This window comes from Butyricicoccus sp. AM05-1 (genome assembly GCF_003474415.1).
GTDB classification, from domain to species: domain Bacteria; phylum Bacillota; class Clostridia; order Oscillospirales; family Butyricicoccaceae; genus Agathobaculum; species Agathobaculum butyriciproducens.
Map to the genome: position 1 here is coordinate 103643 of NZ_QUDG01000006.1, position 26009 is coordinate 129651.

Here is a 26009-nt window from a genome sequence, read left to right on the forward strand (position 1 = left end):
TGCCATACAGTCTGTCGATAAAGTCAATTTTTCGAGCATACAGTGTTTCGTTTCGCGCGGAAGCGCGCATAAAATAGAATTTGCGAAGCAAATTCAGAGGCTGCTCGGAAAAATGAAGTTTTTCGACAGTCTCGTTAACACAAACTTTATCCGTATCTGCTATAATAAAGGTAACGAAACGGCAAGGAGGAAGGACCATGCGTCTTTTGGTGATAGAGGATGAGCGCGATCTGTGTGAGGACATTGCAAAAAAACTGCGTCTGTCCGGCTATGAGGCGGATATCTGCTTTGACGGAGAAGCGGCGCTGGAGCTGCTGGCGGTAGAAAAATACGATCTGGTGCTGCTCGACTTGAATCTGCCTAAGGTGGACGGTATGACGGTGCTGCGTACTCTGCGGGAGCATGATCAGGAGACCGGCGTGCTCATCCTGTCGGCACGCAGTGAAATATCCGACAAGGTTGACGGACTGGATGCCGGTGCGAACGATTATCTGTCCAAACCGTTCCATTTAGAGGAACTGGAAGCGCGTGTGCGCAGCCTGACGCGCCGCCGATTTGTGCAGCAGGACGTGTGCCTGCGGTGCGGCGGGCTGACGTTTGATACCCGCAGCCGCACGGCCACGGCAGCCGGACAGACGCTTTCGCTCACGCGCAAGGAGAGCGGCATTCTGGAATATCTGCTGCTCAACCGCGGCAGACCCGTCAGCCAGGAGGAGCTGATCGAGCATGTGTGGGACAGCAGCGTGGACAGCTTCAGCAACTCCATCCGTGTGCATATCTCCATGCTGCGGAAAAAACTGCGTGCAGTACTGGGATACGACCCGATCCGCAACAAGATCGGTCAGGGCTATGAGATAGGAGCGGGCGAATGAGCAAACGAATTTCTGTCCAGTGGCGCATTACGATATTGACCGCGCTGCTTATCGCGGCGGCGTGTGTGAGCCTGAATCTGCTGCTGTTTTACTCCGGTTCGGGCAGCATGGATGCGCTGAACGGCTTTGTGGTGGAATACAAGACGGAAAACCAGCAGGAAATGACCATTCAGATACCCAAAGAGAATATGCAGGCGTTCTTCAGCGACTTTTCTCAGCAGGTCAATGAAGAAAAGGTGCGTTTCGAGCGCATGGGCTGGTGCATCACCGCACTGGTGACACTGCTGAGCGCCGTTATCGCGTATTTCTTCAGCGGAAAGGCTTTGAAGCCGCTGAAGGATTTTGCACAGCAGACCGAACAGATCAACGAAGAAAGCCTGACGGACACCCGTCTGCCGGAGGATACTACTGCCGAGTTCCGGCAGCTGAGCGAGTCGGTGAACGGCATGCTGGACCGGCTGGCGCAGGCGTTCGATGCACAGCGGCAGTTTACGGGCAACGCCGCCCATGAGCTGCGGACACCGCTGGCGCTGATGCAGACAAGGCTGGAGCTCTTTGCGGCGGAACATCGGCAGATGAGCGAAGAAACTGCGAAATTGCTGCATTTTCAGCAGGAGCAGGTTGAGCGCCTGAGTGCGCTTGTGCGTACCCTGCTTGAGATGAGCGACCTGCGGTCGGTGCCGCGCACCGACCGTATCGACCTTGCACCGATGGTTGAGGAGGTGTTGGTCGATTTGACACCTCTGGCACAGAAAAACGGTATTACACTGACGCAGACCGGCGAAAACGTGCAGTTTATCGGCAGCGATGTGCTGCTGTATCGGCTGCTGTTCAATTTGACAGAGAACGCGATCAAGTACAACCGCACGGGCGGTTCGGTGGAAGTATCTGTCGAGCGGGAAGGCGGTCAGGCGGCAATCCGCGTGCGCGATACCGGTCCGGGCATTGCCGAGGAGTACCGGGACAGCATCTTTCAGCCGTTTTTCCGCGTGGATAAGTCGCGCAGCCGCGCAATGGGCGGCGTGGGACTGGGACTGGCGCTCGTGCAGGAGATTGTCCGCCTGCATGGCGGCACAGTGCGCGTTGAACAGAGCGCAGATACGGGAACGACTGTTCTGGTAACACTGCCGGTTGGAAAAGCGGATTGACGCTTAAATTGAGGGCATATATACGCATGGCTGTTCAGCATGCTCTACTGGCGGTATGCTGCTGCACCGTATATTTAAGGTATAAAAACATCAGCTGCAGGGGAGCTGCCGGAAGGCGGCTCCCTTATTTATGCACGCTGCCTTAACAGCGTACACGGTTTACACCCGCTCTGAAATCCAGTATAATTTAGACAGTATAGCGGACAGGAGAGCACATTACAGTATTCGGAGGTGCGCCATGCCAAAATCGAAATGGAACCTGAACACGATCTACATATCCGAGCGACTGCAGGAGAGCCTGCGGCCAATCTCGCGCTGTGCCATGACGACCGTGGTTGCACCCATGGGCTACGGCAAAACGACGGCGGTGGAGTGGTATCTCGCGGAACGTGCCGGAGCCGAAGCGCCGTACATTGTGCGCATCAGTGTGTACTCGGGCAATCTTGCGATTTTCTGGAAAAGTGTGCAGGACGCCTTTGCGCGTGCAGGCTTTGCCTTTCTGCGGGAATACGACTGTCCGACCGACGGAGCGAGCGGCGGACTTCTGATCGACGATCTGTGTCATGCGCTGACCGAGCGGGAATATGAGATTGTCCGGCTGATGGCACAGCGGCTGAACAACCGTGAAATCGCGGAAAAGCTGTATCTGTCCGAGGGCAGTATCCGGCAGTATGTGAATCAAATCTACACCAAACTGCAGAGAGCCGCGTGCGAAGCGCAAGCTACTGCTCGACCTGCTTGCGGATAAAAACTAACAACTTGTGAATGGTTTTTTTGAAAGGTTCACCGTATCCTATAGGTACGGTGGACCTTTTATTTTGTGTAAGCGAGAGGAGGTACGCATTTGGACCGGAAATACATTCAGTCAGTCAAGCCGCTGACCGACCACGTTCTGCAGGTCGATTTTATCTCCGGCAGCCGCCTGCTGCTGGATATGAAGCCCTATCTGGATAAATTCCGATTCCGGTCACTTTCTGACCCGCAGGTGTGGAACAGCGCGGTGACAAACGGCATTTTTGTCCGCTTCGGCGATGTGGAGATGAGCCATAACGAGCTGTTTTCCATGGCCGAGCAGGAGCACTGAAACAGAAAAGGAGGAGAATGGCATGAGTAAAAAGCAGATAATACGACGGCGAGGTTTGTGCGGACTGCTGGCTCTGGTGATGTGTATAGGGGCGATGCCCCCGACAGCCGGGGCGGCGGTGACGGCAGAAAACGACTGGGAGATCTTTGATGCCTCAGACACCTACAATCTGCCGGGCACACAGGAGCAGATTTTGCAGGAGATGATCAAGAGCCCCGAATTTGCGGAGCAGTGGGCGGGCATTGCAAACAATGTTTTGCCAAAAACGTACTATAATGACAACAATGAACACGGCTATCATGAGCCGTATACCGCTCTGACTGCGGCAGATTACGCAAAGGTACAGTATACATCCAAGGGCCTGCGGGATGCTGTCAGCAGCGTCGTTGACCAGGGTGCGATTTTGAGCGGCTCGGGTGTTTTGAACAGTCTTCCGGAAGAAGAAACCCCGGTTTATTATGTCTCTACCAGAGCGGAGAAGGAACGCGATGACCACCACTCTTATGTAAGTACCGGCTACGGCTACTATGTGCAGGCGTTCTACGACTTTGAAATTCAGGGCATTGCGAACCGGTTTGAAACGCCTTCCATCGAGACGGATGACACAACGGCGTCGCTCGAACAGAAGGGCTACCGGTTTAATCTGGGCGGCAGCTCGGACAGCTACAAGGTGACGGCGGAAAACCGCAACGACTTTGAAAACACGGTCGAAAAAAGCTATACCTATGAAAAGAGCACCACGACCTCGACCACGGTCTCCAATACCTATTCGCAGAACTGGACCGAGGAGACCACGGTAGGCGTTGAATTCAGCGTGCCCGTTCTAGCCGCGCTTTCGCCCACTGCCAAGGTAGAGCAGAGTTTTTCCTATTCCTACGGCATGGAAAAGACCTACGAGAGCAGCAAGGAAGAGTCCTACGCGCAGTCTATTACGGATACCATCTCCGTACCGCTGCCGGCACATACGGGCATTGACATCAATGTCGATGTGACCGACCTGCAAACGACCATCCCCTATACCGGCGCGGTGTACATCAAATATAAGACCATGATTCTCTCAGCTACCGGTTATCATGTAACCAAAGTGAATGGCACCAGTGCAGATAGATGGAAAGGACAGGAGTTTAAGCAGTATACCTTCGGTCGGAACGGCAGAAGTGCAATCGAGGATCTGGATGCACGCATCCAGAACCGGGATGTCTCCGGCTACGACCCCGATGGTCTGGATATGAACAGCCTGTATCAGGGAGCATTCAAGACGGCAGCCGATCAGCTGCGCTCCGGTCAGCCGGTTGCACCGTACTTCGGTTCGTTCCACTACACCTCCAAGAACACCGTCATCACCCCGCAGAAGGTGTACCCAATCTATGCACTCGATCGTCTGGTGCCTGATACCGAACAGGTCTCGCTGTACGAGCAGCAAAGCCTGCGTCTGGACAGCATCAAGGTCGAGGCGAAAAACGAACACGACGTGGACTGGTACGGCTTCAATCCCCGCCTGAGCGGCGAATGGACGGTTGTGGACGAAGGGCTGAACGACGCTTCGGAGTACGCCGAGGTCACGACAAACCGCAATGGCTATCCTGTCCTCAATGCGCTCAAGCCGAATGACGGAGCACAGCTGTTCCTGCGCTATCGGCCGAAGGATACGATCGAAACAACGGATGATTTCAACAGCGAGCTGATTGAACTGACCATCCTGCCCGTTGTGCTTTCCTCGGTTACGGTAGAGGGCAGCTTTGAGCCGTTCTACTTCAACGACGGCAGCAACACCGCCGACGTTAAGGGTCTGACCGTGGCCGCTAAGGACGAGGACGGCAACGATTTTGATGTAACCGGCAAGGTCAAGTGGTATGCAGAAGCAAACGATGACATTACGGTTGACGAAACCACGGGCAGCATCGAGTTTACCGCACCGGGAACCTATCAGATTTATGCCGTAGTGAACGGCACGGAATCCAACCGTGTACCGCTGCAGGTTCTGCCCGAACGGCAGCTCGATACGCTGACCGTGAACGGCACGATTCCCAATCTCATCTATAATGATGATACGGCGAACACCTTTGACCTAAGCACGCTCAATGTGGAGGCCAAGGATCAGTATGGCGAGGACATGACGCTTAACGATGGCCTGTTCGAGTGGCGGCTTGCCACGGACAAGGGCTATGCCGAAATCAGCGGCAGCGTAATCACCGGTCTTGTAGTCGGCACGGATACGGTTACCCTGTATTATCCGGTCGGACAGGACGAGCAGGGCGAAACGGTCTATCGGACGGCACAGCCGCTGCCCGTACAGGTGACGGCAAAGCCCTATCTGAATGAGCTGTATTATAATGACGGCGCTCCCGCCGCAGTAGAGGGCGCAGCGTATGATCTGTCCCGCATCCCTCTGCTGGCCCGTGATCAGCACGGCAATCCCTGTGGAATTCCGTCGGACATCGAGTGGACGCTGGCAGACACCAATCAGACCAATGCCACGATTGAAAACGGAAAACTGCTCGTTGCGGTTGGCAGTGTTCCGGATGCCTCCTATGCGGATGTGATTCTGGAAGCCTCCTCTGCCTCTGCCAGCAAGACTGCAAAGAATGTCGTTGTTAAGGTCGAGCAGCAGCCGACCCTCAAGACAATCCGCGCCGACATGAAGGACGGTTTTGTCCTGCGGCTGGATGAAAATGCGGTTCTTGCAGATCAGTTTACCGCTGCCGGCTACGATCAGTATGGCAGAGCAATGACCGGCGGCAGCTTTGAATGGGTTACCTCCAAGCCGGATGTGGTTTCGCTCGAAAACGGAACGCTCAAGGCACTGAAAGAAGATTCTACCGAGATCTATGCCCGTTCCGGCGACATCGAGAGTAACCACATTACGCTGACGGTCAATGCCCCGAGACGGCTGACTGCAATCACCGCAGACGGAATTCCGTCGTCCGTTCGGAAAAACACGACGCTGGATCTGTCTGCAGCTAAGGTAACGACGCTCGATCAGTTCGGCAAGGCCTTTACTCCGGAAGAGCTGGCGGCCTATCCGGCTTCTGTACGATGGACGCTGGAAAAGAATGATACCCACGCCGTTATCAGCGGAAATACCCTCAGCTTCGGTGATCAGGAGGGCACGATGACCCTGATCTGTGCTGCGGTCAACGCAGACACCAATGTGATCGTGGAAAAGAAGATCAGCATTCGCATCACAGACTCCACCTCCGGCGGCGGCTCGTCCGGCGGCGGCGGTGGTGGTGGCGGCGGAGGAGGCTTCTCCGCACCCAGCTATTCGGTATCTGTAGATGATGTAAAGCACGGCACTGTCACCGTATCTCCCAAATCCGCGTCCAAGGGCGACACTGTGACCATCACGGCAACCCCCGACAAGGGCTACGTCCTCGAAAGCCTGACCGTGCTGGACAAGGACAGTAAGGCGCTCGAGTTGACCGAGAAGGGCAGCGGCAAGTACACCTTCGTCATGCCTGCGGGCAAGATCACGGTGAAGGCGGTCTTTATGGATGACAACACCATGCTCAACTTCTTCACCGATGTGCACGCGGAGGATTACTACTATGACGCAGTCCTCTGGGCGGCGCAGAAGGGCATTACCGGCGGCATGAGCGACACGCTGTTCGCTCCGAACGCTGCCTGCCCCAGAGCGCAGATTGTAACCTTCCTGTGGCGCGCGGCGGGTTCGCCTGAACCGAAGGCGCTGAGCAGCTTCGCGGATGTTCCGGCAGATGCATACTACGCCAAGGCAGTCGCGTGGGCGGTCGAGAATAGCATCACCAACGGTACGACCGATACCACCTTCGGCCCGGATGAGACCTGCACCCGTGCTCACGGCGTTACCTTTCTGTATCGTGCGGTCAAGGCGACGGCTTCGGTCGGTGCATCGGCATTTACCGATGTGGCCGACAGCGCCTACTACGCCGATGCGGTCAAGTGGGCAACTGAGCAGGGCATTACCAAGGGCATCAGCAGCACGCTGTTCGGTCCGGATGAGACCTGCACCCGTGCACAGATCGTCACGTTCCTGTACAGACTGTACGGCAGCAAATAAGTCAATCAACCGATAGAAAGCGGCGGCAGGGGAATACCCCTGCCGCCGTCTGTTTACCGATTTTTTGCCGCCATCTCACGCTTTGGAGCGAGCTGCATTCCCGGACAAATCGCTGCGATAAGAGCGGGAGAAACGGGGAAAATGCCATATTTTCGGCAACTCTGCGGCAACGTGTCATAATTTCTTCTTTTTTGTAAAACCCTGTTGACAAAACACGACAGATGCGCTATAGTGTGGATAAAAGAAGATGATGCAGTCGCTTTGACCGCATCTCAAACGATAATGGCAAACCCACCGAAAGGTGGCGACGCAAAGCTATAGGGCCTTACCCCTCATCGAGAGGGCTGGCAGCCAGTTACCGAAAGGAGATTGCCGGATATGAAGCGGCTTTTTCGTATTGCATGCGCAGTTTTTGCAGCAGCTGCCCTCTCGATGGGCGTTACCGCAGCAGCAGTAAATGATGTTGTGGATATGAGCAATTCCACCCACGGTTATGTTACCGTAAACTACTCCTCGAGTGCAAGGCTCAAGGTCGGTATTCAGTACAACGGCGGCAAGACCGTATTCTATGATTGCCCGAGTGGCAAGGATGCTTCCTTCTCTCTCGATAAGGGCAACGGCAAGTACACCGTAACGCTGTACCGCAACGTTTCCGGTACGTCCTATCAGCAGGTCGAGTCCAAGTCCATGAACGTAACCGTTAAGGACAGCTATGCTCCGTATCTGGCCTCCACTTCCGAGGTTCAGTTCTCCAAGGGTGATACGGTATCCGCTAAGGCTGCTGAGCTTTGCAGGAACGCCAAGACCGACGAGGCTAAGGTTATCGCCATCTACAACTACATGGCAAGCCGTTATACTTATGATAACAAGCTGGCGAATGAGATCACCAGTGGCAAGATTACCAAGTACATCCCGGATACCGCCGCCACCCTGAAGGGCACCACCGGTATCTGCTACGATTTTTCCTCGCTGTTTGCAGCAATGTGCCGCAGCCAGGGCATCCCGTGCGCACTGACCAAGGGCTACGCCGGCTCCAGTTACCACGCTTGGAACAAGGTAAATCTGAACGGCAAGTGGTATCAGATTGACCTGACCTATGCGGTTACCCACAGCGTGAAGAACGCAAAAACCCTGCATGACTGCGTATCTCCGCTGACCTACACCAACACCAGCGATGCGCTTGCAGTAGCTGCGGCTTAACACTTTTTCATTTTATTTTGTATGCAAATGGTCCTGATGGGATATGTTTATGCCCGATCAGCGGCGATTTATTGCATAAAAAACGATTCCGGATTGAAATCTCTCTTCGTTTTTTACAGTATTTGCTTGTTATTCGCGGGCATTTATGGTATACTGAAGAAGAGGATCCGGAGGATTTCTGTCCTGCGCAGGCAAAGAACTGTGTATGCAGTCCGGCGTATCTGCCGACAGAAAAGATCGTAAAATTCTGTGCATGACTTCCGTAAAGGGATACAGGTACAGACAAAGGCACAGCCGGTGAAAGCCGGTGTCGCAAAGCCAGATGGGCCTAAACGGAGGTTTTTCCTCTCCGCATGGCAGCCGGCTGCCAAAGGTACTTTGTACCCCCTTGCAGAGCTATGCGCGCTGTAAAGGGGGTATTTTATTTGGAGGTTGAAACTGCATTGCATTCTGAGATTATCGCAAACCCACAAACACATGATCTGTGCGGCTCGTTGAGGAGCAAGTTGTACAGACAAAGGCACCATCGGTGAAAGCCGGTCTCGCAAAGCCAGGGGCCTAAACGGAGGTTTTTTTCTCTCCGCATGGCAGCCGGTTGCCAGAAATACATTTGCAATCCCTCTCGATCAGCATGCACGCTGACCAAGGAGGTATTCCTATGTTAAAAAAGAATATGCGTAAACGTCTGCTCGCAGGAGCACTTGCGACTATCATGGCGCTGACCATGTGCCCGACCTGGGCGCTGGCCGACGATGAAGGCATCACCACCCTTCCGGCACCGGAAGACCAGATGCCGGTTGTTGACAGTACTCCCGCAGAAGACACCATTCAAACTCCCGATGCTGGGACCCAAGGACAGCCTGAGGCTCAGGATCCTGCACAGGCACCGTCCGGCGGTACGGACATCGAGGAGACTGGCAATAATAGCAATTCCAATGAAAATGATTCTCAGAATAATGATGCAGTAAGCAATTCTCCGACGAATACAATTAGCGTGCAGGAGATTCAAAGCGACCGCGCAAGGTATCGGACGAAGGCAGCCAAGTACTTCGTACTTCTGCCGAAGCGTGGTACGCCGGAGAACAACGATGACCAGGGTCAGGCAAATTACCTGCCGAGCAGCGATGACACGGCTGCCGGTATCACGGGCAGTGACGGTGGCGTAAAGGGTCTGAATGCGGGTACTGGTTACAAAGGTTTTGTGACCGCAGAAGGTATGGCGGCATTGGCACAGACAAGTGATAAATCGATCACTGACATAGAGCATGGCGTTGACGAAGCATATCTGGAAAAACCGAAAGATCTCGGTTTCTTCACTCCGGGCAACTGGAATGATGATGGCACCTATGCTAAGTACACCAATACTGATGAGACCACCAGAAAGTCTCTGCTTGATACCACGAATTTCACGTTTCATCCGAATCGTGTTACCATTGTATGGTATACCATTAAGGACCAGAGTTGGGGCTATGGCTGGGGGAGAGTAGAGGATATCCATGTTGATGGCTATCTCAAGGGCATTCCGGTTAATGTCACTTATTATCCCAACTATACCACTAATGGAATTTCTGGAAAGAACGAGGATCCTATCGTAGATAACGAGACGAGTGGCAACACCTATACTATTCGTGGCAGTAATACGTTTGAGGCTCCGGAGGGTTACTCCTTTGGTGGTTGGTATACCGAAGCAGCATGCACCAACGAATTTTCGGATACGACTACTGTTCTGATGTCCGATTTGTATTTGTATGCAAAATGGATTCCGAATCCGTATACCGTAACTTGGAAGAACGAGGGAACGACTCTTGGCACTGAGAAGGTTGCCTACAACCATAAGCCAACGCAGAGCTATACTCCGACCAAGGAAGCTGACAATGATTACACCTATACCTTCAAGGGTTGGGCAGTCAATGGCGATACCAGCAATATCGTAGAATCGACTGACATTGCAGTAACCGCAGACGTAACTTATGTAGCAGTATTTGACAAGACTGAGCGTAAGTACACGGTAACTTGGAAGAACGAGGGAACGACTCTTGGCACTGAGAAGGTTGTCTACAACCATAAGCCGACGCAGAGCTATACTCCGACCAAGGAAGCTGACAATGCTTACACCTATACCTTCAAGGGTTGGGCAGTCAATGGCAATACCAGCAATATCGTAGAATCGACTGACATTGCAGTAACCGCAGACGTAACTTATGTAGCAGTATTTGACAAGACTGAGCGTAAGTACACGGTAACTTGGAAGAACGAGGGAACGACTCTTGGCACTGAGAAGGTTGCCTACAACCATAAGCCGACGCAGAGCTATACTCCGACCAAGGAAGCTGACAATGCTTACACCTATACCTTCAAGGGTTGGGCAGTCAATGGCGATACCAGCAATATCGTAGAATCGACTGACATTGCAGTAACCGCAGACGTAACTTATGTAGCAGTATTTGACAAGACTGAGCGTAAGTACACGGTAACTTGGAAGAACGAGGAAACGATTCTTGGCACTGAGAAGGTTGCTTACAACCATAAGCCAACGCAGAGCTATACTCCGACCAAGGAAGCTGACAATGCTTACACCTATACCTTCAAGGGTTGGGCAGTCAATGGTGATACCAACAATATCGTAGAATCGACTGACATTGCAGTAACCGCAGACGTAACTTATGTAGCAGTATTTGAAAAGACTGCTCGTCAGAAGAACTACAATTACACCATCAACAAGCACTTCTACAACGAGAAGGACGTTGAGGTTAATGTAGTGAACGGCGTGGCTACGTCCGCTGTTGAGAACACTGAGATCAAGGATCTCTACACCGCCAATAAGCAGGAGACCTTTAAAAATCAGACCTACGTTTACGTTCCGGGTCTGACCAAGGTTACCGATAACCTTGAAAAGCTCACCAAGGACGTTACCATCGACCTGTACTACTACCTTGACGTCAAGGGCGGTGAGAAGCCGGACGAGACCGGCAATGGCACCCCGGACGCATGGGAGTACCGTCTTGCATTCAAGGTTGTAAACGGCGAGTGGAACAACGGCGGCAGCGCTGACATCGTTGTTTACGTTCCGTTCAAGGACTATAAAACCGGCAAAACGCTCAAAGAAGTTGTGGTTCCGATCACCCGTATCCCGGTCGTTGGCGACAAGCCGAACTCCGGCTACCGTGCTGGTTCCTGGGATACGACCCCTGTCGGCAATGCAAAGGTTGAGAAGGACACCGTATTCACCTATACCTATGCGAAAAAGTCTTCCTCCGGCGGCGGCGGTGGCGGCGGCAGCCGCAAGCCCACCGTTACCATTCCGGATGATGTACCGACCGGTCTGAACGGCGATGACCATTATGCTTACATTGTTGGTTATCCGGACAGCACCGTTCGTCCGCAGAACGGCATTACCCGTGCTGAGGTAGCAACCATCTTCTTCCGTCTGCTGACCGACGAGACCCGCAATGCAAACTCTACGAAGTCCAACAGCTACTCCGACGTAGCAGCCGGCGCATGGTACAACCACGCGGTTTCTACGCTGAGCGCTATGGGCATCGTAAAGGGCGATAGCCACGGCAAGTTCAATCCGAATGCGCCGATCACCCGTGCGGAGTTCGCTGCGATCGCAGCTCGTTTTGACGACAAGGCCAACACGACCGCTGTTGACTTCAGCGACATTGCATCCCACTGGGCAAAGAACGAGATCAGCGCCGCTGCCAACAACGGCTGGATCAACGGTTATACCGACGGCACCTTCCGTCCGAATAACAAGATCACCCGTGCTGAGGCGATGACGCTCGTAAACCGCGTCCTTAAGCGCCTTCCGGAGACTGCAGAGGACCTGCACAACGACATGATCAAGTGGAGCGACAACTCCGATACTTCCGCATGGTATTACCTGGCCGTACAGGAGGCTACGAACAGCCACTATTACGACCTCAAGGAAAACAAGCACGAGAAGTGGAGCAAGTTGCGCGAAACTCGTGACTGGACCGAACTGGAAAAGTAAATACTTTCCTGTAAGGGCGAACGAATCCCCCGGCCATTGGTCGGGGGATTTTATTGCTCTGATAGTTTTTTCTAAAGGGAACAAATTTCGGCAAATTTTCTTGTTAAAATTATAACATATTGCCCTTGTGGTTTTATATCATAGGTTCATAATAGAGATTGCCGAAAGGGAAAAAGAGGAATTGAAAAAGTAGGCTTTTCGGTGATTTTCGTGCGAAAGCCATGCTTTCGCAGCCGGTATAGAGGAGGAGATAATATGATCAGCTTTATCGTATGCTTATTATTATTGATCACCGGCTATCTTACTTATGGTAAAATTGTAGACAAAACCTTTGGCCCGGATGACCGGGAAACGCCGGCAGTTCGCATTAACGATGGCGTTGACTATGTTGTCATGCCGCAGTGGAAGCTGTTTCTGGTACAGCTGCTGAACATCGCCGGCCTTGGCCCGATCTTCGGCGCACTGCAGGGCGCGCTCTGGGGTCCGGTCGTATTCCTGTGGATCACATTCGGTACCATTTTTGCCGGCGGCGTACACGATTATTTCTCCGGCATGATCAGTGAGCGAAATGACGGTGCTTCCATCGCAGAGGTTACCGGCAAGTACCTCGGTCACACCATGCAGAATATCATGCGTGTGTTCTCGGTTGTACTGTTGATCATGGTTGGTACGGTATTTGCAGTCGGTCCGGCCGGTCTGATCGTTACGCTGTGCAAGAACAACGGTATGTCCGGTATGCTTTCGACCACGCTGTTCTGGCTGATCCTCATCCTGGTTTACTACTTTATTGCAACCTTTATTTCGATCGATAAGATCATCGGTAAGGTATACCCGCTGTTCGGCATGTGCCTGATCATCATGGCGGTCGGTGTTATCATCGGTATCTTCACCAATCCGAATTACACCATTCCGGAGATTTGGTCTCACCTGTACAACATGCATCCGTCCGGCACGCCGATTTGGAGCTTCATGTTCATCACGGTTGCATGCGGTGCAATTTCCGGCTTCCATTCCACGCAGTCGCCGCTGATGGCTCGCTGCATGAAGAACGAGAAGCAGGGTCACTTCGTATTCTACGGCGCAATGGTAGCCGAAGGCATTATCGCATTGATCTGGGCGGCAGCCGGCTGTGCTCTGTATGAGGTCACCGGCGGTCTCAACACCGGTCTGGCGGAAGCGCTGGCAGGCGGTCAGTCCGCAGCGATCTACGATGTATGTTCCAAGACTATGGGCGGCGTTGGTATTGCTCTGGCCATGATCGGCGTTGTTGTCTGCCCGATCACTTCCGGTGATACCGCATTCCGTTCCGCTCGTCTGACGCTGTCCGACTGGTTCCACATGGATCAGGGTTCGTACGCAAACCGCCTGAAGCTGTGTATCCCGGTACTGGGTATCGGCGCTATCCTCGGCATCGGCAATGCGACCGGTCTGATCGACTACACGGTTATCTGGCGTTACTTTAGCTGGACCAACCAGACGCTCGCTATGATCGTTCTGTGGGCAGCGGCTATGTACCTGTTCACCGAGAAGAAGAACTTCTGGATGGCAGCTGTTCCGGCTACGTTCATGAGTGCAGTTTCCTGCACCTATTTCATCCTCGCGCCGGAGTGCCTCGGCAGCCTGCTGAACAGCAAGACAGCGGACGGCACGGTAATTTACAATACCGCAGTGGCGTACCCGAGCGGTATTGTATTCGCGGCACTGCTGCTCGCACTGTTCATTCGTGCGACCAAGAAGCGCAGCGCAAAGAAATCTGCTTGAATATAATAGCATTGCTGCAGCCGGCCGTTCCTTTGTGCGGTCGGCTGCGGCCATCCATAACGATAATTGCGGGGTGACGGAAAATGTTGAAACCTTATCCGCTCAGCGCGGGGCGCATTGATGACGCGGCGCTTGCTGAGGATAGAAAAACCTGTCGGAAAATCGGTCCGTGCGGCATCGGCAGGCATGCCCTCTATTTGAACAGCTTTTTTGTTGACCGGCGGTATTATGTTCCGCTTTCCATGGTAACGCGTGTGTACAAGCGCGTTGCGATGAGCAAGGGCGGCTTTTCCGGCAAGGGCATTTTCGCCACGCTGTCCTATCTGGTCGTGGAGTTCGACGGCGGACAGAAGGTGTGCAATTTCAAGTATGAGCAGCAGGTCGATGATTTTCTGAGCGTTATCCGAGCTGAGCACCCGTCTATTCCGTGTGTCAGTGCGGCGGCAGAGCGGCGCATTGCCGAGGAGAAGGCCCGCCGGGAGGAAGAGGAGCGCAATCGTCCGCCGATGAGCGCACAGGCGGAGAAAACCGTGCAGACACTCGATAACGCAATCGACTATCTGGAGCGCCGTCCTGAGCTGACCGAACGACTGAGCGCAGCCGCAAAACGCCGCCGGAACTTTCAGTGTACGAACGGCAGCTACCGCTGGGCCGCTATGGCGATCACACTGCTGGGATTTGCGGCGCTGGCTTACGGTATCGTTTCCTTCGTGCGTCACGGCTCGTTCTCGATTTATTTTACGCTGTTCGGTCTTGCCGCGATTTTCACGTTTGCAGGCTTCAGCGTCCTGCCGACAGCACGCAACAACCGTGCCTCTATCATGCAGAATGATGCACAGGCACAGGAGAAAATGCAGGCTTACCTTGCGGATTATCTGAATTTCCCGCTGCCGGCCCGCTATGCACATCCGGTTGTGCTGCGCCGCATGCAGCGTGCCGTCATGGATGGCCGCGCAGTGACCGCTGCGCAGGCGCTCGACGTTGTGAAGGCTGACCTGAAGGCGCTGAATGCAGATGTCACCGTTTCGCAGGAGGAATACGATGAGGTTGTCGCCATCAAGCCCATGTTCCTCAATGCGGAGTATCAGTGATAATCAAATGATACAAAAATCCCTCCCGGTTTATGATCGGGAGGGATAGTTCGATTTGGGCGGTTCTGCTTTCATGATAAGAGCTTATTCTGTAAGCGAAAAGGACATTCCCGAGGGGTGGGAATGTCCTGCGAAAAAGAGTATTGATATGATCTGATTTAAGAGCACAGTCCGCATTTCGCACATGCAGACGGTGTGGCAGCGCAGCCGCCGAGGGCAGTCTCGCGCAGCTCGATAGGGATGCGGCGGCCGACCGCGTACATGGTATCGAGCATTTCATCGAACGGGATAAACTGGTGAATGCCTGCGAGCGAGAGCTCAGCGGCAACGAGCGCGTTGGCTACGCCTGCCGCGTTGCGGTTCTGGCACGGATACTCGACCAGACCGCCGACCGGGTCGCAGACCAGACCGAGCATGTTCATCAGCACGGTGGAGGCCGCGTCAAGACACTGCTCAGGCTTGCCGCCCATCAGCTCGACAGCCGCGCTTGCCGCCATTGCGGATGCGATGCCGACCTCAGCCTGACAGCCGCCGACCGCGCCTGCAACGGTTGCGTTGCGCATGGCAAGGTAGCCGATCGCACCGGCGTTGAACAGGGCGTCGATCAGCCGCTCGTCCGAGATGTTGTAGCGGTCCTGCAGGGCAAACAGCATGCCCGGCAGAACACCGGCGCTGCCTGCGGTCGGCGCTGCGACAATCAGACCCATAGAAGCATTTACCTCAAGTACTGCCATCGCGTACTGCGCCGCTTTGTGCAGCACATCCCCGCAGATGGAGCGGCCTTTGGCCGCGTGCTGCGCCAGCTTTTTGGCTTCGCCGCCAATCAGGCCGCCCATGGACTTGACCGGCGTTTTGAGCGGTGTCAGCGCGGATGAGCGCATGATTTCGAGTGCCCTCTTCATACGGTGCGTGACCTCATCACGCGTGGTTTCGCCCAGCTGGCACTCGCGGCGGCGCATGATCTCGGAGATGGGGAGCTGCTGCTGCGTGCAGAGTGCAAGCAGCTCGGATGCGTTTTTGAAATCCATAATCTGCTCTCCTCCTTACGGTTCGATGATCATGACATCGTGGACGTTGGGATTGTTTTTGAGCGGTTCCTCAATGCCCTCGGGGAAATGACCGTCCGATTCGACAATCGTGTAAGCGGTGTTGCCCTTGGACTCGCGGAACAGGCGCATGAACGCAATGTTTACACCCTTGTCGCTGAGCACCTTGGTGATGTGCGCCACAACGCCCGGCTTGTCCTGCTGAACGACGATGACCGTGCTGTATTCACCGGTAAAGTCAACCTCGACGCCGTTAATACGCGCGATGCGGCACTTGCCGCCGCCGAGCGACTCGCCGCGGATGGTCATCACCTGACCGGCGGCGTTCTCCATGCGGATGTCCACGGTGTTCGGATGGACATCGGTCTCGGTCTCACACGGCGTGAATGAGTAGGACAGACCGCGCTCGGTCGCAATCGAAAACGAATTACGGATGCGGGTGTCATCGGTCGAAAAGCCCATGATGCCGCCGAGCAGCGCACGGTCAGTGCCGTGGCCGTGATAGGTTTTGGAGAATGAGCCGTACAGCGTGAAATCTACCTTTTTAAGCGGCGGCGCGATCATCTTGTGCGCCAGATACGCGATAACGGCTGCGCCGGCGGTATGGGAGCTGGAGGGACCGATCATATTCGGTCCCAGCACATCAAAAACACTGATAAAGGACATAGGGGATTCTCCTTACTGAGCGGAGGATTTGCAGATAAACTTGCGGTAGATGGTCTCCACGATCACGCCGATCGCGTTGTCGCCGGAGACGTTGCAGGCGGTGCCGAACGAGTCCTGCGTGATGTACAGCGCAACCATAATAGCGCAGATCGGGCCGCTCGGGTCACCGGCCTCGGTGCCGAAGATCATGTACAGGAAGGGCAGGGCGGTCATAATGGAGCCGCCCGGAGCACCGGGAGATGCCACCATGGCAATGCCGAGGGTCATGATGAACGGGATAACGGTGCCGATGGAGATCGGCAGCTGGTTCATCAGGCAGACTGCGGTAGCGCAGGCTGTGATGGTAATCATCGAGCCTGCCATGTGGATATTCGCGCACAGCGGAACCGTAAAGTTGCGGATTTCCGAGGAAACGCCGTCTGCTTCAGCGCACTGCAGGTTTACCGGAATGGTAGCCGCAGAGGACTGGGTGCCTAGCGCGGTTGCGTAGCCCGGAATCTGGTTGCGGATGAGCGTAAACGGGTTCTTGTGGCTGACCAGACCTGCGATTACGAACTGGATGCAGATGCAGATCAGGTGCATGATGATAACAACGATGAATACCTTCCACAGAATACCGAGGATGGCAAAGGTTTTGCCGGACTTGGTCATATCGGTGAACGTGCCGCAGATGTAAAGCGGCAGCAGCGGGATGATGACCTTGTGCAGTACGCAGTCAATGATGCCGGAGAAGTCGGACACACCGTTGTACAGCGTGTCGCCGATGGTCTTGCCGCGCAGGCTGGACATGCACAGACCGAGCACAAACGCCGTAACAACAGCGGACAGCGTGTTCATCAGCGCCGGAATTTCCAAGCTGAAGTACGGCTCCAGCGAGTTGCCTGCGGTTGCGGCGATCTTGTCGAGCGCATCCGCACTCATGAAGTGCGGGAACAGGGTGTCGGCTACAAAGAACGAAGCCGAGCCTGCGATCAGGGTCGAGCAGTAGGCGATGGCAACCGTGATGAGCAGCAGCTTGCCCGCGCCGCTCTTGAGGTTAGCAATGCCCATGGTAACATACGCGAGGATCATCAGCGGGATGATGAACGACAGGAACTGACTGAAGAACGACGAGAGCGTTACCACAAAGCGGCAGAAGCCTTCCGGCAGGAACTGGCCGAACAGGATGCCGACAATGATGGCAATGATGAGCTTGGGCAGTAATCCGAGTTTGAATTTTTTCTTTTCTTTCATTTTTTTTTCCTCCTTTTTTGCGGGCAGCACCACACAATTTGAACTGCGGCACTTTGCGGAAAGTGCACCTGTTCGGTTATGCGATGTTACCCTTTGCGGCGCAGGCCGTTTGTTTGCCCCTCTTTGGTCTGCTGCCGTGGAAGTCTGCCGAGATTTTTGCCTCCGGACACAAAAAGAACCGCCTATTTTAGGCGAAATGCTATAAAATAGTACGCGGTTTTTGTGCAAAAAGGATAAATAAAAAATCTGTGGTAAACCTCCAATTTCTTTCTTGACCTCTTTGTAGATTTAGTATATTCTGTTTAATGGGTTAAGTCAAATTCATATATTTTATCATTTCGATTCAAAATATTGATAATATAGGGGAGAGAGGGAAATCCATGGAGCTTCGGCAGCTTGCAACCTTTATTCGGGTAGCACAGTTTAAGAGTTTTTCACGCGCAGCAGAGAGCCTCGGCTACTCACAGTCGGCGGTAACGGTGCAGATACGCCAGCTGGAGGAGGAACTGGACACACGTCTGTTCGACCGCATGGGAAAGCGTATCGCGCTGACCGACACAGGCGAGCGTTTTCTCAGCCACGCGTGCGATGTGATGAATCAGGTCAATCAGGCGCGCATGTCGGTCACATCCACGGCAGAGCTGCGCGGTTCGCTGCATATCGGCACGATTGAGTCGCTTGCATGTCTCAAGCTGCCGACGGTGCTGCATCTGTACCGTAAATTCAACCCGAAAGTGTCTATCCGCATCACGGTCGGTGAGCCGGAAGAATTGATTGAGCATATGGAACGCGGCGAGCTGGACATGATCTATGTGCTTGATGAGCCGCTGTACAGCAACAACTGGAACAAGCTGATGGAGCAGCGCGAGGAGATCGTATTTGTGGCGTCTGCATCGCTGCGCGAGAAGCTGGGCAGAAAAGAGCTGACGATTGAGGAACTGCTTACGCAGCCGTTTTTCCTCACCGAGCAGGATAATTATCGCCGTGTACTCAACCGCCGTCTTGCCGCGCGGCGGACCATCCTTACGCCGTCGCTCGAGTGCGGCGATACCTCGCTGCTCATTCGCATGCTCGAGATTGACCGCGGTGTATCCTTTCTGCCGTGGTACGCGGTCGAGAACAGCGTAAAAGAGGGAAGGCTGATCCGTTTATCGGTCGAGGACTGCTATATTTCGCTCTACCGCCAGATTTTCAGCCATAAGGAGAAATGGCGCACACGCGAAATGGATGAATTTGTCCGCGTGGCCAAGCTGGCGGACGAGGAAGAATAGGAGCATATAACAACATCCCACTTGTTGAAGCACAGCAAGTGGGATGTTTTTTATTCCATGACCGCCTGCACTACCCAGCGGGTTGCGTGCCCGTTGCCGGTGCAGGTGGAAAGCGTGAGGATATGGTCGTTTACGGTCGGTGCTGCGCCGGTGCGGATCACCGACAGGGAAATGCCTTCGTCAATGAAGGTTTTTTTGATCGTTTCGTCGGAAAACGCACTGTAATACGCGGTTCCGTCAAGCGCTGCCTCATAGGCCGCATAGATTCTGTACGCATGGGTTCCGCTTGCATTGGTCACATATACCTGCGGATGTGCCTGCAGGAAATCCTGCTTTTTGTAGTGCTTCAGCGCGGCAAACATCGAGCCGTTGTTCATCCGGTGACCGTACACGATGGTGTTAAAGCCGCTGAAATCGGCAGAGCAGCGGCAGTCCATGAAAATCGCGCCGACTGCGCTGCTGTTTTGGTTCCAGGTGTGTGTCAGATAATAGTCGTTGTCCGTGCCCTGCACCAGCGGATAGGAAATCTCGGTGCCCGGAATGGCAATCCAGCCGATGACATCACTGTTGACCTGCTGCAGAGCAGGCAGGTCCATCTGCTCCAGCGCCTGTGCATACGGGTCGGCAGACGGAGCGGGTTCGGGTTCGGTCTGCGTTTCCTGCTGCGGCTGTTCGGTCGGCTGCTGAACGGTTTCCGCCTCCGTCACTTCGGGTATCGCGGCAATCTCGGAAGCCTCGGCGTAGGCTTCATCGCCTGCACGGTAGCTCGTCATTTGGCGCACCAGCATGAATGCGCTGACGGCAAATACCGCTGTCAGAAAAAACAGTATCACAGTCCGTATTTGGGACTTCATACGCTCACCTCTTTTTTTGCATATTATTATAGTATATCTGATTTAAGTTGTAAAATTGGATATATTTCCTCGTTTGACAGAAAAAATTATATCTGTCAGATGCGCTGATACTGGATATTTCGTGCAGATTTTGATTGTTTTCACATGACTGACCGTGCTTTTCATCACATTGTACAATCGCATAGCAATAATTTCTACGTTTTGTCGATATAGTATGGAAGGCTTTCTGCCAAAATATATCCTTTTTTTGTACCCCCTGTATGGTAAGCTATACCATACAGAGAAAACACCTCGTCTGTCGCGGATACGGACCACCGGCGAGGAGGATATATTTCCTGATTTCATGATAAAGGACTGAGTAGTATGAGCAAAAAGTTTACAAGGCTGATGGCCATCCTGCTGTCGCTTAATCTGACGTTCGGCACGGGTACTTTTGCAGCATTTGCGGCTGAAGCGGAAGACGGCAGCACCGACACCGGTTACTCCGAGAGCGGCGATCCTGCAGCATCCGCTCCGGAAGCAGAGGGCAGCGGTATAGAAAACACACCGGACACGAGCAGCCCCGCTCCGACAGAGAGCACCGGCGAGAATGCCGAGCCGTCTGCACCGGGCGAGCCGTCTGCACCGGGCGAGTCTGCAACGCCGAGTACATCTGAAGCACCGGTCGAGGCGGCACCGTCCGCACCGGCAGAGAAAGCGCCTGCGGCTGAGGTTCCGGCAGAGGAGAAGCCTGCTGAAGAAAAATCTGCCGAGCAGGCATCGGTTGCGGCGTATGCAGTCACTGCGTTTACGCAGGACAGCATCCGGTATGATGTTTCCTCGGGCGATGCCGTTGTTACCGGCTGCGCAGACAGCGTGACCAAGCTGGTTATTCCGGCAACCGTAACCGAGGGCGATAAGGAATACAAGGTTGTCGGCATTCAGGAGCATGCGTTTGACTGGGCAAATCACCGCAGTCTCGCACTGGAAACCGTTGATCTGGGCGGTCTGCCGCTGGAAATCGGCGAAGGCGCCTTCCGCGCTCAGAGGTCGCTGACGACGGTTGTCGGCATGGATAATATTACCGCAATCGGCGACTATATGTTCACGGGATGCGCGGCGCTGACTTCGGTCGCTGATTTGTCCAAGGTTACTTCTGTCGGGGTTATGGCATTTATGAACTGTTCTTCGCTGACTACGATGGAAGGGCTGAATTTCTCCGCACTGACGAGCATTGGTCAGGAAGCCTTCAATAATATGGAGTCCTTCTCACTGGAGCTGGGTGAGCATACCTTTGATGCGCTCGAGTCTTTGGGTATCCGCGCGTTCGCGAATATGACCGGTATCACCGGCACGGTCGTTCTGCCGGAAGGCATTACCGAAATTCCGGAAAACGCATTTTCGAGCACCGGAATTACCGGCGTTGACTGGTCTCATATCACGGTCATCGGCACGGGTGCGTTCAGAAAGTGTGCAGGTCTGACCGAGCTTCACTTGTCGGATTCTGTTACGTCGATTGGCGAAAGCGCATTCAGCGGCAGCGGTCTGACCGGAGAATTACAGCTGCCGAATTCGATTACTTCGATTGGAAGTAATGCGTTTGAGAATGTCAAGATTGAGGGCGATTTGGTTCTGCCGAATGCGCTGACTTTTCTGGGTACCTCTGCATTTCGCGGCACTGCCATCAGCAGTGTTACGTTCCCGGGTACGCTGAAAAATATTGGCAGCTACGCATTTTACAGATGCTCGAATCTTTCCGGCACGCTGATCATCCCTGAAGGGGTTGTTTCCATCGGTAAGGCAGCGTTTACGAACACCGGTATCGAAAAGCTGGAGCTTGCCGACAGCGTACAGACCATCTCGGCCGGTGCATTCAGCACCTGCGCCAAGCTGACTTCCGTGCAGATTGGCGAACAGGGCAAGGGCAAAAGCCAGCTGCAGACCATCGACAGTAAGGCATTTAACAAAGATACCAATATCACCTACTTCTATATTGAAGCATGCTCGGCGGATGTTGCGATTGACTCGAATCCGCTGACGATTCCTGCCGGTGTTGCTGTAAAGTTTGCGGTCACTGTCGATGGCGCAAATATCCGCGAAGACGAAGAAAGCACGCTGCAGCAGGCCGTTGACGCGGCAGCAGAGGGAAACACCACCATTACCGCAAACAAGAGCTTCATTGTAGGCGGCACGGTTACGATTCCGTCCGGCAAGACCATCACGCTGACCGATGCAGGCAAGGGCCTTTCGGTTGTGTTCAAGAACGGCTTCGCCGGTCCGGCTTTCCGCGTGGAGCAAGGCGCGGCGCTGATTCTGGACGGCAGCTTCAATTTCTCCTGCTTCCGCATCGCTAACGGCTCGTTTGCTGAGGTAAACGGTGCAATGACGCTGAACGGCGGCACGATCACCCGCATGAGCCTGAGCGGCTCGAACATGGGTGCGATTACGGTGGACGGCGGCTCCTTCACCATGGGGAACGGCGAACTCAGCAGCATTTCCGCTTCGTCGTCCGCAAACTGCGGCGCGGTTTATGTGAAGAACGGCGGTACATTTGCCATGAACGGCGGCAAAATCACCGGATGTATGTTCAAGAACCAGTATTCCGGCGCGGTTGCCCTCGCAGGCGGCAACATGACGATGACCGAGGGCACGATTTCGGGCAATACCGCATCGGAGTATAACGCTGCGGGCGGCGTACTCGTAAACGGCACTTCGTCTCTTGCCATGAGCGGCGGCACGATTGCCGACAACACGGCAAAGCGCGGCGGCGGTGTATGCGTGCGTGAGAACGGCACGTTCACCATGTCCGGCGGTACGATTTCCGGCAACAGCACGGCAGTCAAGTCCGATACAATTCAGCAGCCGAATGCAGGCGGCGGCGGTGTCTTCGTAGAGGCTAACGCATTGTTTGAAATGACAAACGGCACGATTACCGGCAACAAGACCAACGGCATGGGCGGCGGCGTTGCAACGGCCGTTCTGAGCGAGAGTGACACGGTTGGCGGCGGCCGGTTCCACATGACCGGCGGCACGATTTCGGACAATACGGCATCCTGCGGCGGCGGTGTATACAGCTGGTCCGGCAGAGACCGCGTTGTACTCGAAGGCGGCAATATCGTGAACAATACGGCGCGTCGACAGGGCGGCGGTGTTTACGTCAGCCATGCACCGTGGTCGATCACGATTAAGAATGCGCTTATCACCGCAAACAAGGCAGCCATTCAGGGCGGCGGCATTTGGTCCTGCCCGGTGGGCACGGTAAGCCTTGGCACGGATGCAGCTGTATTCGGCAATACGGCAGGCAAATCTGCTGATGATGCGGCATTCCTGCTCAAGTGGAACGAGGCGTATTCCACCAGCTTCAGCGGCAGAATGTACGGCGGCGGACTGGTAACCTGGTACCGCGATACCTCGATCGGCGCGGGTGATGCAAACTACGGCGCTTTCGCAGGCAACCGCTACGATGCAGCGAATCCGGGTGCTCCGGTTGAGCCGGCTTCCGGTGCAATCAAGGGCTACGGTCTCAAGGCTGTTGTTTCCGCAAAGAGCAAGGCACTGGCTGAAACCGCACCGCTCAAGATTATGGGCAATACCGCAGAACGCGGCGGCGGTGTCGGCACAAACGGCGAAGTGATCATTCCGGGTGAGGACACCTTGGAAAATCCGGTTTCCCTCACCGTACACAAGGTTTGGAGCGGCACAAGCGCGTATCCGACCGCTGTTACCGTAAACCTTATCCGCATTGCGAAGGACGGCACGCGAACCGCGATTGGTACGGTGCTTCTGAGCGAAAGATCCACCGACAAGGACGGCAAAACCTGGTCGTACACCTTTGCAAATCTGGACGGCGCTTACACCTATACCGTCGAAGAGGAGGCCGTTGACGGCTTTAATACCTCGATTTCCGGCAGCATGGCAGATGGCTTTACCATCACCAACAGCAAGAGATCCGGCGGCGGCGGTGGCGGCGGCGGTCACCACAAGCCGGACCCGAAACCGACTCCCGATCCCGATCCGAAGCCTCCGGTTGACATTCCGGATCAGCCTACACCGCTTGATCCGCTGAAGCCGACGGAGAACATCCCGGACGGCAAGGTTCCGACGACCAAGCCGGAAACACAGACCAAGACGCCGGATAAAACGAAGACAGTGAACATTCCCGACAGCAAGACTCCGACGTCCAGCGTTCCGAAAACCGGCGATATCGGCGGTCTGTGGGCGGCTCTGTGCGGTCTGTCCGCAATGGGACTGGCGTACTTCGGTATCCGCAGAAAGCACGATTAAAAGCAAAAACAGATAGCAAACACCCTCTATATCATCCGATATAGAGGGTGTTTTTCGCTCAAACAATATGCAAAAGCTGAATCAGCAGCAGCCATGCCAGACCGTAATAGGTTACAACGGCAACCAGATCGTTGATCGTCGTAATCAGCGGACCGGACGCAACTGCCGGGTCTACCTTGATTTTATGGAACAGGATCGGCACGAGCGTACCGACCAGACTGGAAATCACGATCGCTACAAGCAGTGATATGCCGACGCAGCCGGAGATCAGGAACGCATGTCCAACGGCATAACCCTTGAACAGCGCTATGTATGCACCGAGAAAGACAAGCGCCATAATGCCGAGCAGCGCGCCGTTGCAGGTGCCGACCTTCATTTCCTTGAAGGTGAGGTGCAGCTTGTCCTTAGCACTCAGTTTTTCATCCATCAGCACACGAATCGTAACCGCCAGCGACTGCGTACCGACGTTGCCGGCCATATCGAGAATTAGCGACTGGAAGCAGATAACGACCGGCAGCACGGCCACAACGCCTTCAAATGCACCGACAACGGTTGAAACGCCCATGCCGAGGAACAGCAGGATGATCAGCCACGGCAGGCGCTTTTTCATGCTTTCCCTGGTGGTTTCGTTGAGATCTTCTTCGGCGGACAGACCGGCGAGCTTTGCATAGTCCTCGCCAAGTTCGTCATCCACGGCCTCGACAACGTCCTGCGCGGTGATGATACCGATGATTCTTCTGTCCTTATTCAGCACCGGCAGGGAGTCTTCGGCATAATCTTTGATCTTCTCGATGCTCTCTGAGATTTTCTCGTGGTCGAGCAGATACGGATACGCGTAGCTGATGATGGAATCCAGCGGAACATTCTCTCGGGCAACGATAAGATCCTTCAGATCGATTGCACCGCAGAAGCGGTTTTTATCATCGACCACATAAATCGTTCCGATGTTGTCATTTTCACCGGCCTGCTTTACCAGCTCGTGCATGGCCTGCCGAATGGTCAGGTTCTGCTTGATGCAGATGTAGTTGGTCGTGATCAGGCTGCCGACTTCGCTGTCGTCATAGGAATTGATAAGCAGGATGGCTGACTTGGTTTCGTCATCGATCATCGGGCGCAGCTTTACTTTTACGCTCTCGTCGATGTTCTCCCACAGATCGACCGCGTCGTCCGCATCCATTTCGTTCAAAATTTCGGCCAGCTTGTCAATGCCGATTTCATCAATGTATTCCGCCGGATCATCCAGATAGGAGATGATTTCTGCCAGCCATTCCGCATCAAGTGCGCTGTACAGCAGATTGCGTTCCGCGCGGTTTAGGAATTGCAGGCTTTGTGCGATATCGTTGTCGTGATAATCCTGCAGCTGCTCCCGCATCTCATTGATCGAAGGGGAGGTGCGGATGATCTCAACGATTTTCTCGGCAAAAGATGTTTTTTTCCATGTTGCTTTTTTCATAATCAGCCTCCTTCTGTGCCCGGAAAAGGGCACA

General features: G+C 54.3%; 16 protein-coding genes and 3 riboswitches. Of the genes, 11 read left to right on the forward strand and 5 right to left on the reverse strand.

Annotated features, from left to right (window positions below; all coding sequences use genetic code 11):
* The first annotated feature begins 197 nt into the window (after positions 1 to 197).
* From DW088_RS10015 to DW088_RS10055, 9 genes are all read left to right on the forward strand, one after another.
* The gene (locus tag DW088_RS10015; RefSeq protein ID WP_118360600.1) at positions 198 to 872 is read left to right on the forward strand and encodes a response regulator transcription factor; all 675 of its coding nucleotides are present in this window, start codon (positions 198 to 200) and stop codon (positions 870 to 872) included.
* Positions 869 to 2020, forward strand: a complete 1152-nt coding sequence (locus tag DW088_RS10020; protein ID WP_118360601.1) for a sensor histidine kinase — start codon at positions 869 to 871, stop codon at positions 2018 to 2020. The genes DW088_RS10015 and DW088_RS10020 overlap by 4 nt, the downstream gene beginning before the upstream one ends.
* Positions 2021 to 2258: 238 nt before the next feature.
* Positions 2259 to 2768 carry a response regulator transcription factor gene (locus tag DW088_RS10025; RefSeq protein ID WP_118360602.1) on the forward strand — a complete coding sequence of 170 codons (510 nt, stop codon included), beginning with the start codon at positions 2259 to 2261 and terminating at the stop codon, positions 2766 to 2768.
* Between the two features lie 96 nt (positions 2769 to 2864).
* Entirely contained in the window at positions 2865 to 3104 is a 240-nt protein-coding gene (locus DW088_RS10030) for a DUF2442 domain-containing protein (protein ID WP_110435615.1), read from the forward strand.
* A 22-nt stretch (positions 3105 to 3126) separates the two neighbouring features.
* Positions 3127 to 7143: an S-layer homology domain-containing protein gene (locus DW088_RS10035; protein WP_147356561.1), complete on the forward strand. Its 4017-nt coding sequence runs from the start codon at positions 3127 to 3129 to the stop codon at positions 7141 to 7143.
* A gap of 274 nt (positions 7144 to 7417) precedes the next feature.
* Positions 7418 to 7506, forward strand: a riboswitch (cyclic di-GMP riboswitch).
* 15 nt (positions 7507 to 7521) lie between these two features.
* Complete coding sequence (locus DW088_RS10040; RefSeq protein WP_118360604.1) at positions 7522 to 8343, forward strand: transglutaminase-like domain-containing protein; 822 nt, start codon at positions 7522 to 7524, stop codon at positions 8341 to 8343.
* Between the two features lie 277 nt (positions 8344 to 8620).
* Positions 8621 to 8715: riboswitch (cyclic di-GMP riboswitch) on the forward strand.
* 137 nt (positions 8716 to 8852) lie between these two features.
* Positions 8853 to 8946: riboswitch (cyclic di-GMP riboswitch) on the forward strand.
* Positions 8947 to 9001: 55 nt separating this feature from the next.
* Positions 9002 to 12337, forward strand: coding sequence for an S-layer homology domain-containing protein (locus DW088_RS10045; protein WP_158574660.1), 3336 nt, complete (start codon positions 9002 to 9004; stop codon positions 12335 to 12337).
* Between the two features lie 255 nt (positions 12338 to 12592).
* On the forward strand, positions 12593 to 14098 hold the full coding sequence (locus tag DW088_RS10050) for a carbon starvation CstA family protein (protein ID WP_118360606.1): 1506 nt from the start codon (positions 12593 to 12595) through the stop codon (positions 14096 to 14098).
* Positions 14099 to 14181: 83 nt separating this feature from the next.
* Positions 14182 to 15189, forward strand: a complete 1008-nt coding sequence (locus DW088_RS10055) for an ATPase P (protein WP_118360607.1) — start codon at positions 14182 to 14184, stop codon at positions 15187 to 15189.
* Positions 15190 to 15347: 158 nt separating this feature from the next.
* Here the strand turns inward: DW088_RS10055 and sdaAA are convergent, their stop codons facing one another.
* Genes sdaAA through DW088_RS10070 form a run of 3 tightly spaced genes read right to left on the reverse strand, consistent with a single transcriptional unit; the run spans position 15348 to position 18134 of the window.
* Positions 15348 to 16217 carry an L-serine ammonia-lyase, iron-sulfur-dependent, subunit alpha gene (gene sdaAA, locus DW088_RS10060; protein ID WP_117492018.1) on the reverse strand — a complete coding sequence of 290 codons (870 nt, stop codon included), beginning with the start codon at positions 16215 to 16217 and terminating at the stop codon, positions 15348 to 15350.
* A 15-nt stretch (positions 16218 to 16232) separates the two neighbouring features.
* Positions 16233 to 16901 carry an L-serine ammonia-lyase, iron-sulfur-dependent subunit beta gene (sdaAB, locus tag DW088_RS10065; protein ID WP_118360608.1) on the reverse strand — a complete coding sequence of 223 codons (669 nt, stop codon included), beginning with the start codon at positions 16899 to 16901 and terminating at the stop codon, positions 16233 to 16235.
* 12 nt (positions 16902 to 16913) lie between these two features.
* The gene (locus tag DW088_RS10070) at positions 16914 to 18134 is read right to left on the reverse strand and encodes a dicarboxylate/amino acid:cation symporter (protein ID WP_118360609.1); all 1221 of its coding nucleotides are present in this window, start codon (positions 18132 to 18134) and stop codon (positions 16914 to 16916) included.
* Between the two features lie 380 nt (positions 18135 to 18514).
* Here DW088_RS10070 and DW088_RS10075 point away from each other — a divergent pair, with 380 nt between their 5' ends.
* A complete protein-coding gene (locus tag DW088_RS10075; protein ID WP_118360610.1) occupies positions 18515 to 19405 on the forward strand; it encodes a LysR family transcriptional regulator in 891 nt (296 codons plus the stop codon).
* Between the two features lie 50 nt (positions 19406 to 19455).
* On the opposite strand, the gene srtB is transcribed toward DW088_RS10075, so the two are convergent.
* Positions 19456 to 20259 (reverse strand): class B sortase, encoded by an 804-nt coding sequence (gene srtB / locus DW088_RS10080; RefSeq protein WP_118360611.1) that lies wholly within the window; start codon positions 20257 to 20259, stop codon positions 19456 to 19458.
* 363 nt (positions 20260 to 20622) lie between these two features.
* Here srtB and DW088_RS10085 point away from each other — a divergent pair, with 363 nt between their 5' ends.
* The gene (locus tag DW088_RS10085) at positions 20623 to 24522 is read left to right on the forward strand and encodes a leucine-rich repeat protein (protein ID WP_118360612.1); all 3900 of its coding nucleotides are present in this window, start codon (positions 20623 to 20625) and stop codon (positions 24520 to 24522) included.
* Between the two features lie 58 nt (positions 24523 to 24580).
* On the opposite strand, the gene mgtE is transcribed toward DW088_RS10085, so the two are convergent.
* A complete protein-coding gene (gene mgtE, locus DW088_RS10090; protein ID WP_118360613.1) occupies positions 24581 to 25975 on the reverse strand; it encodes a magnesium transporter in 1395 nt (464 codons plus the stop codon).
* Positions 25976 to 26009: the final 34 nt, after the last annotated feature.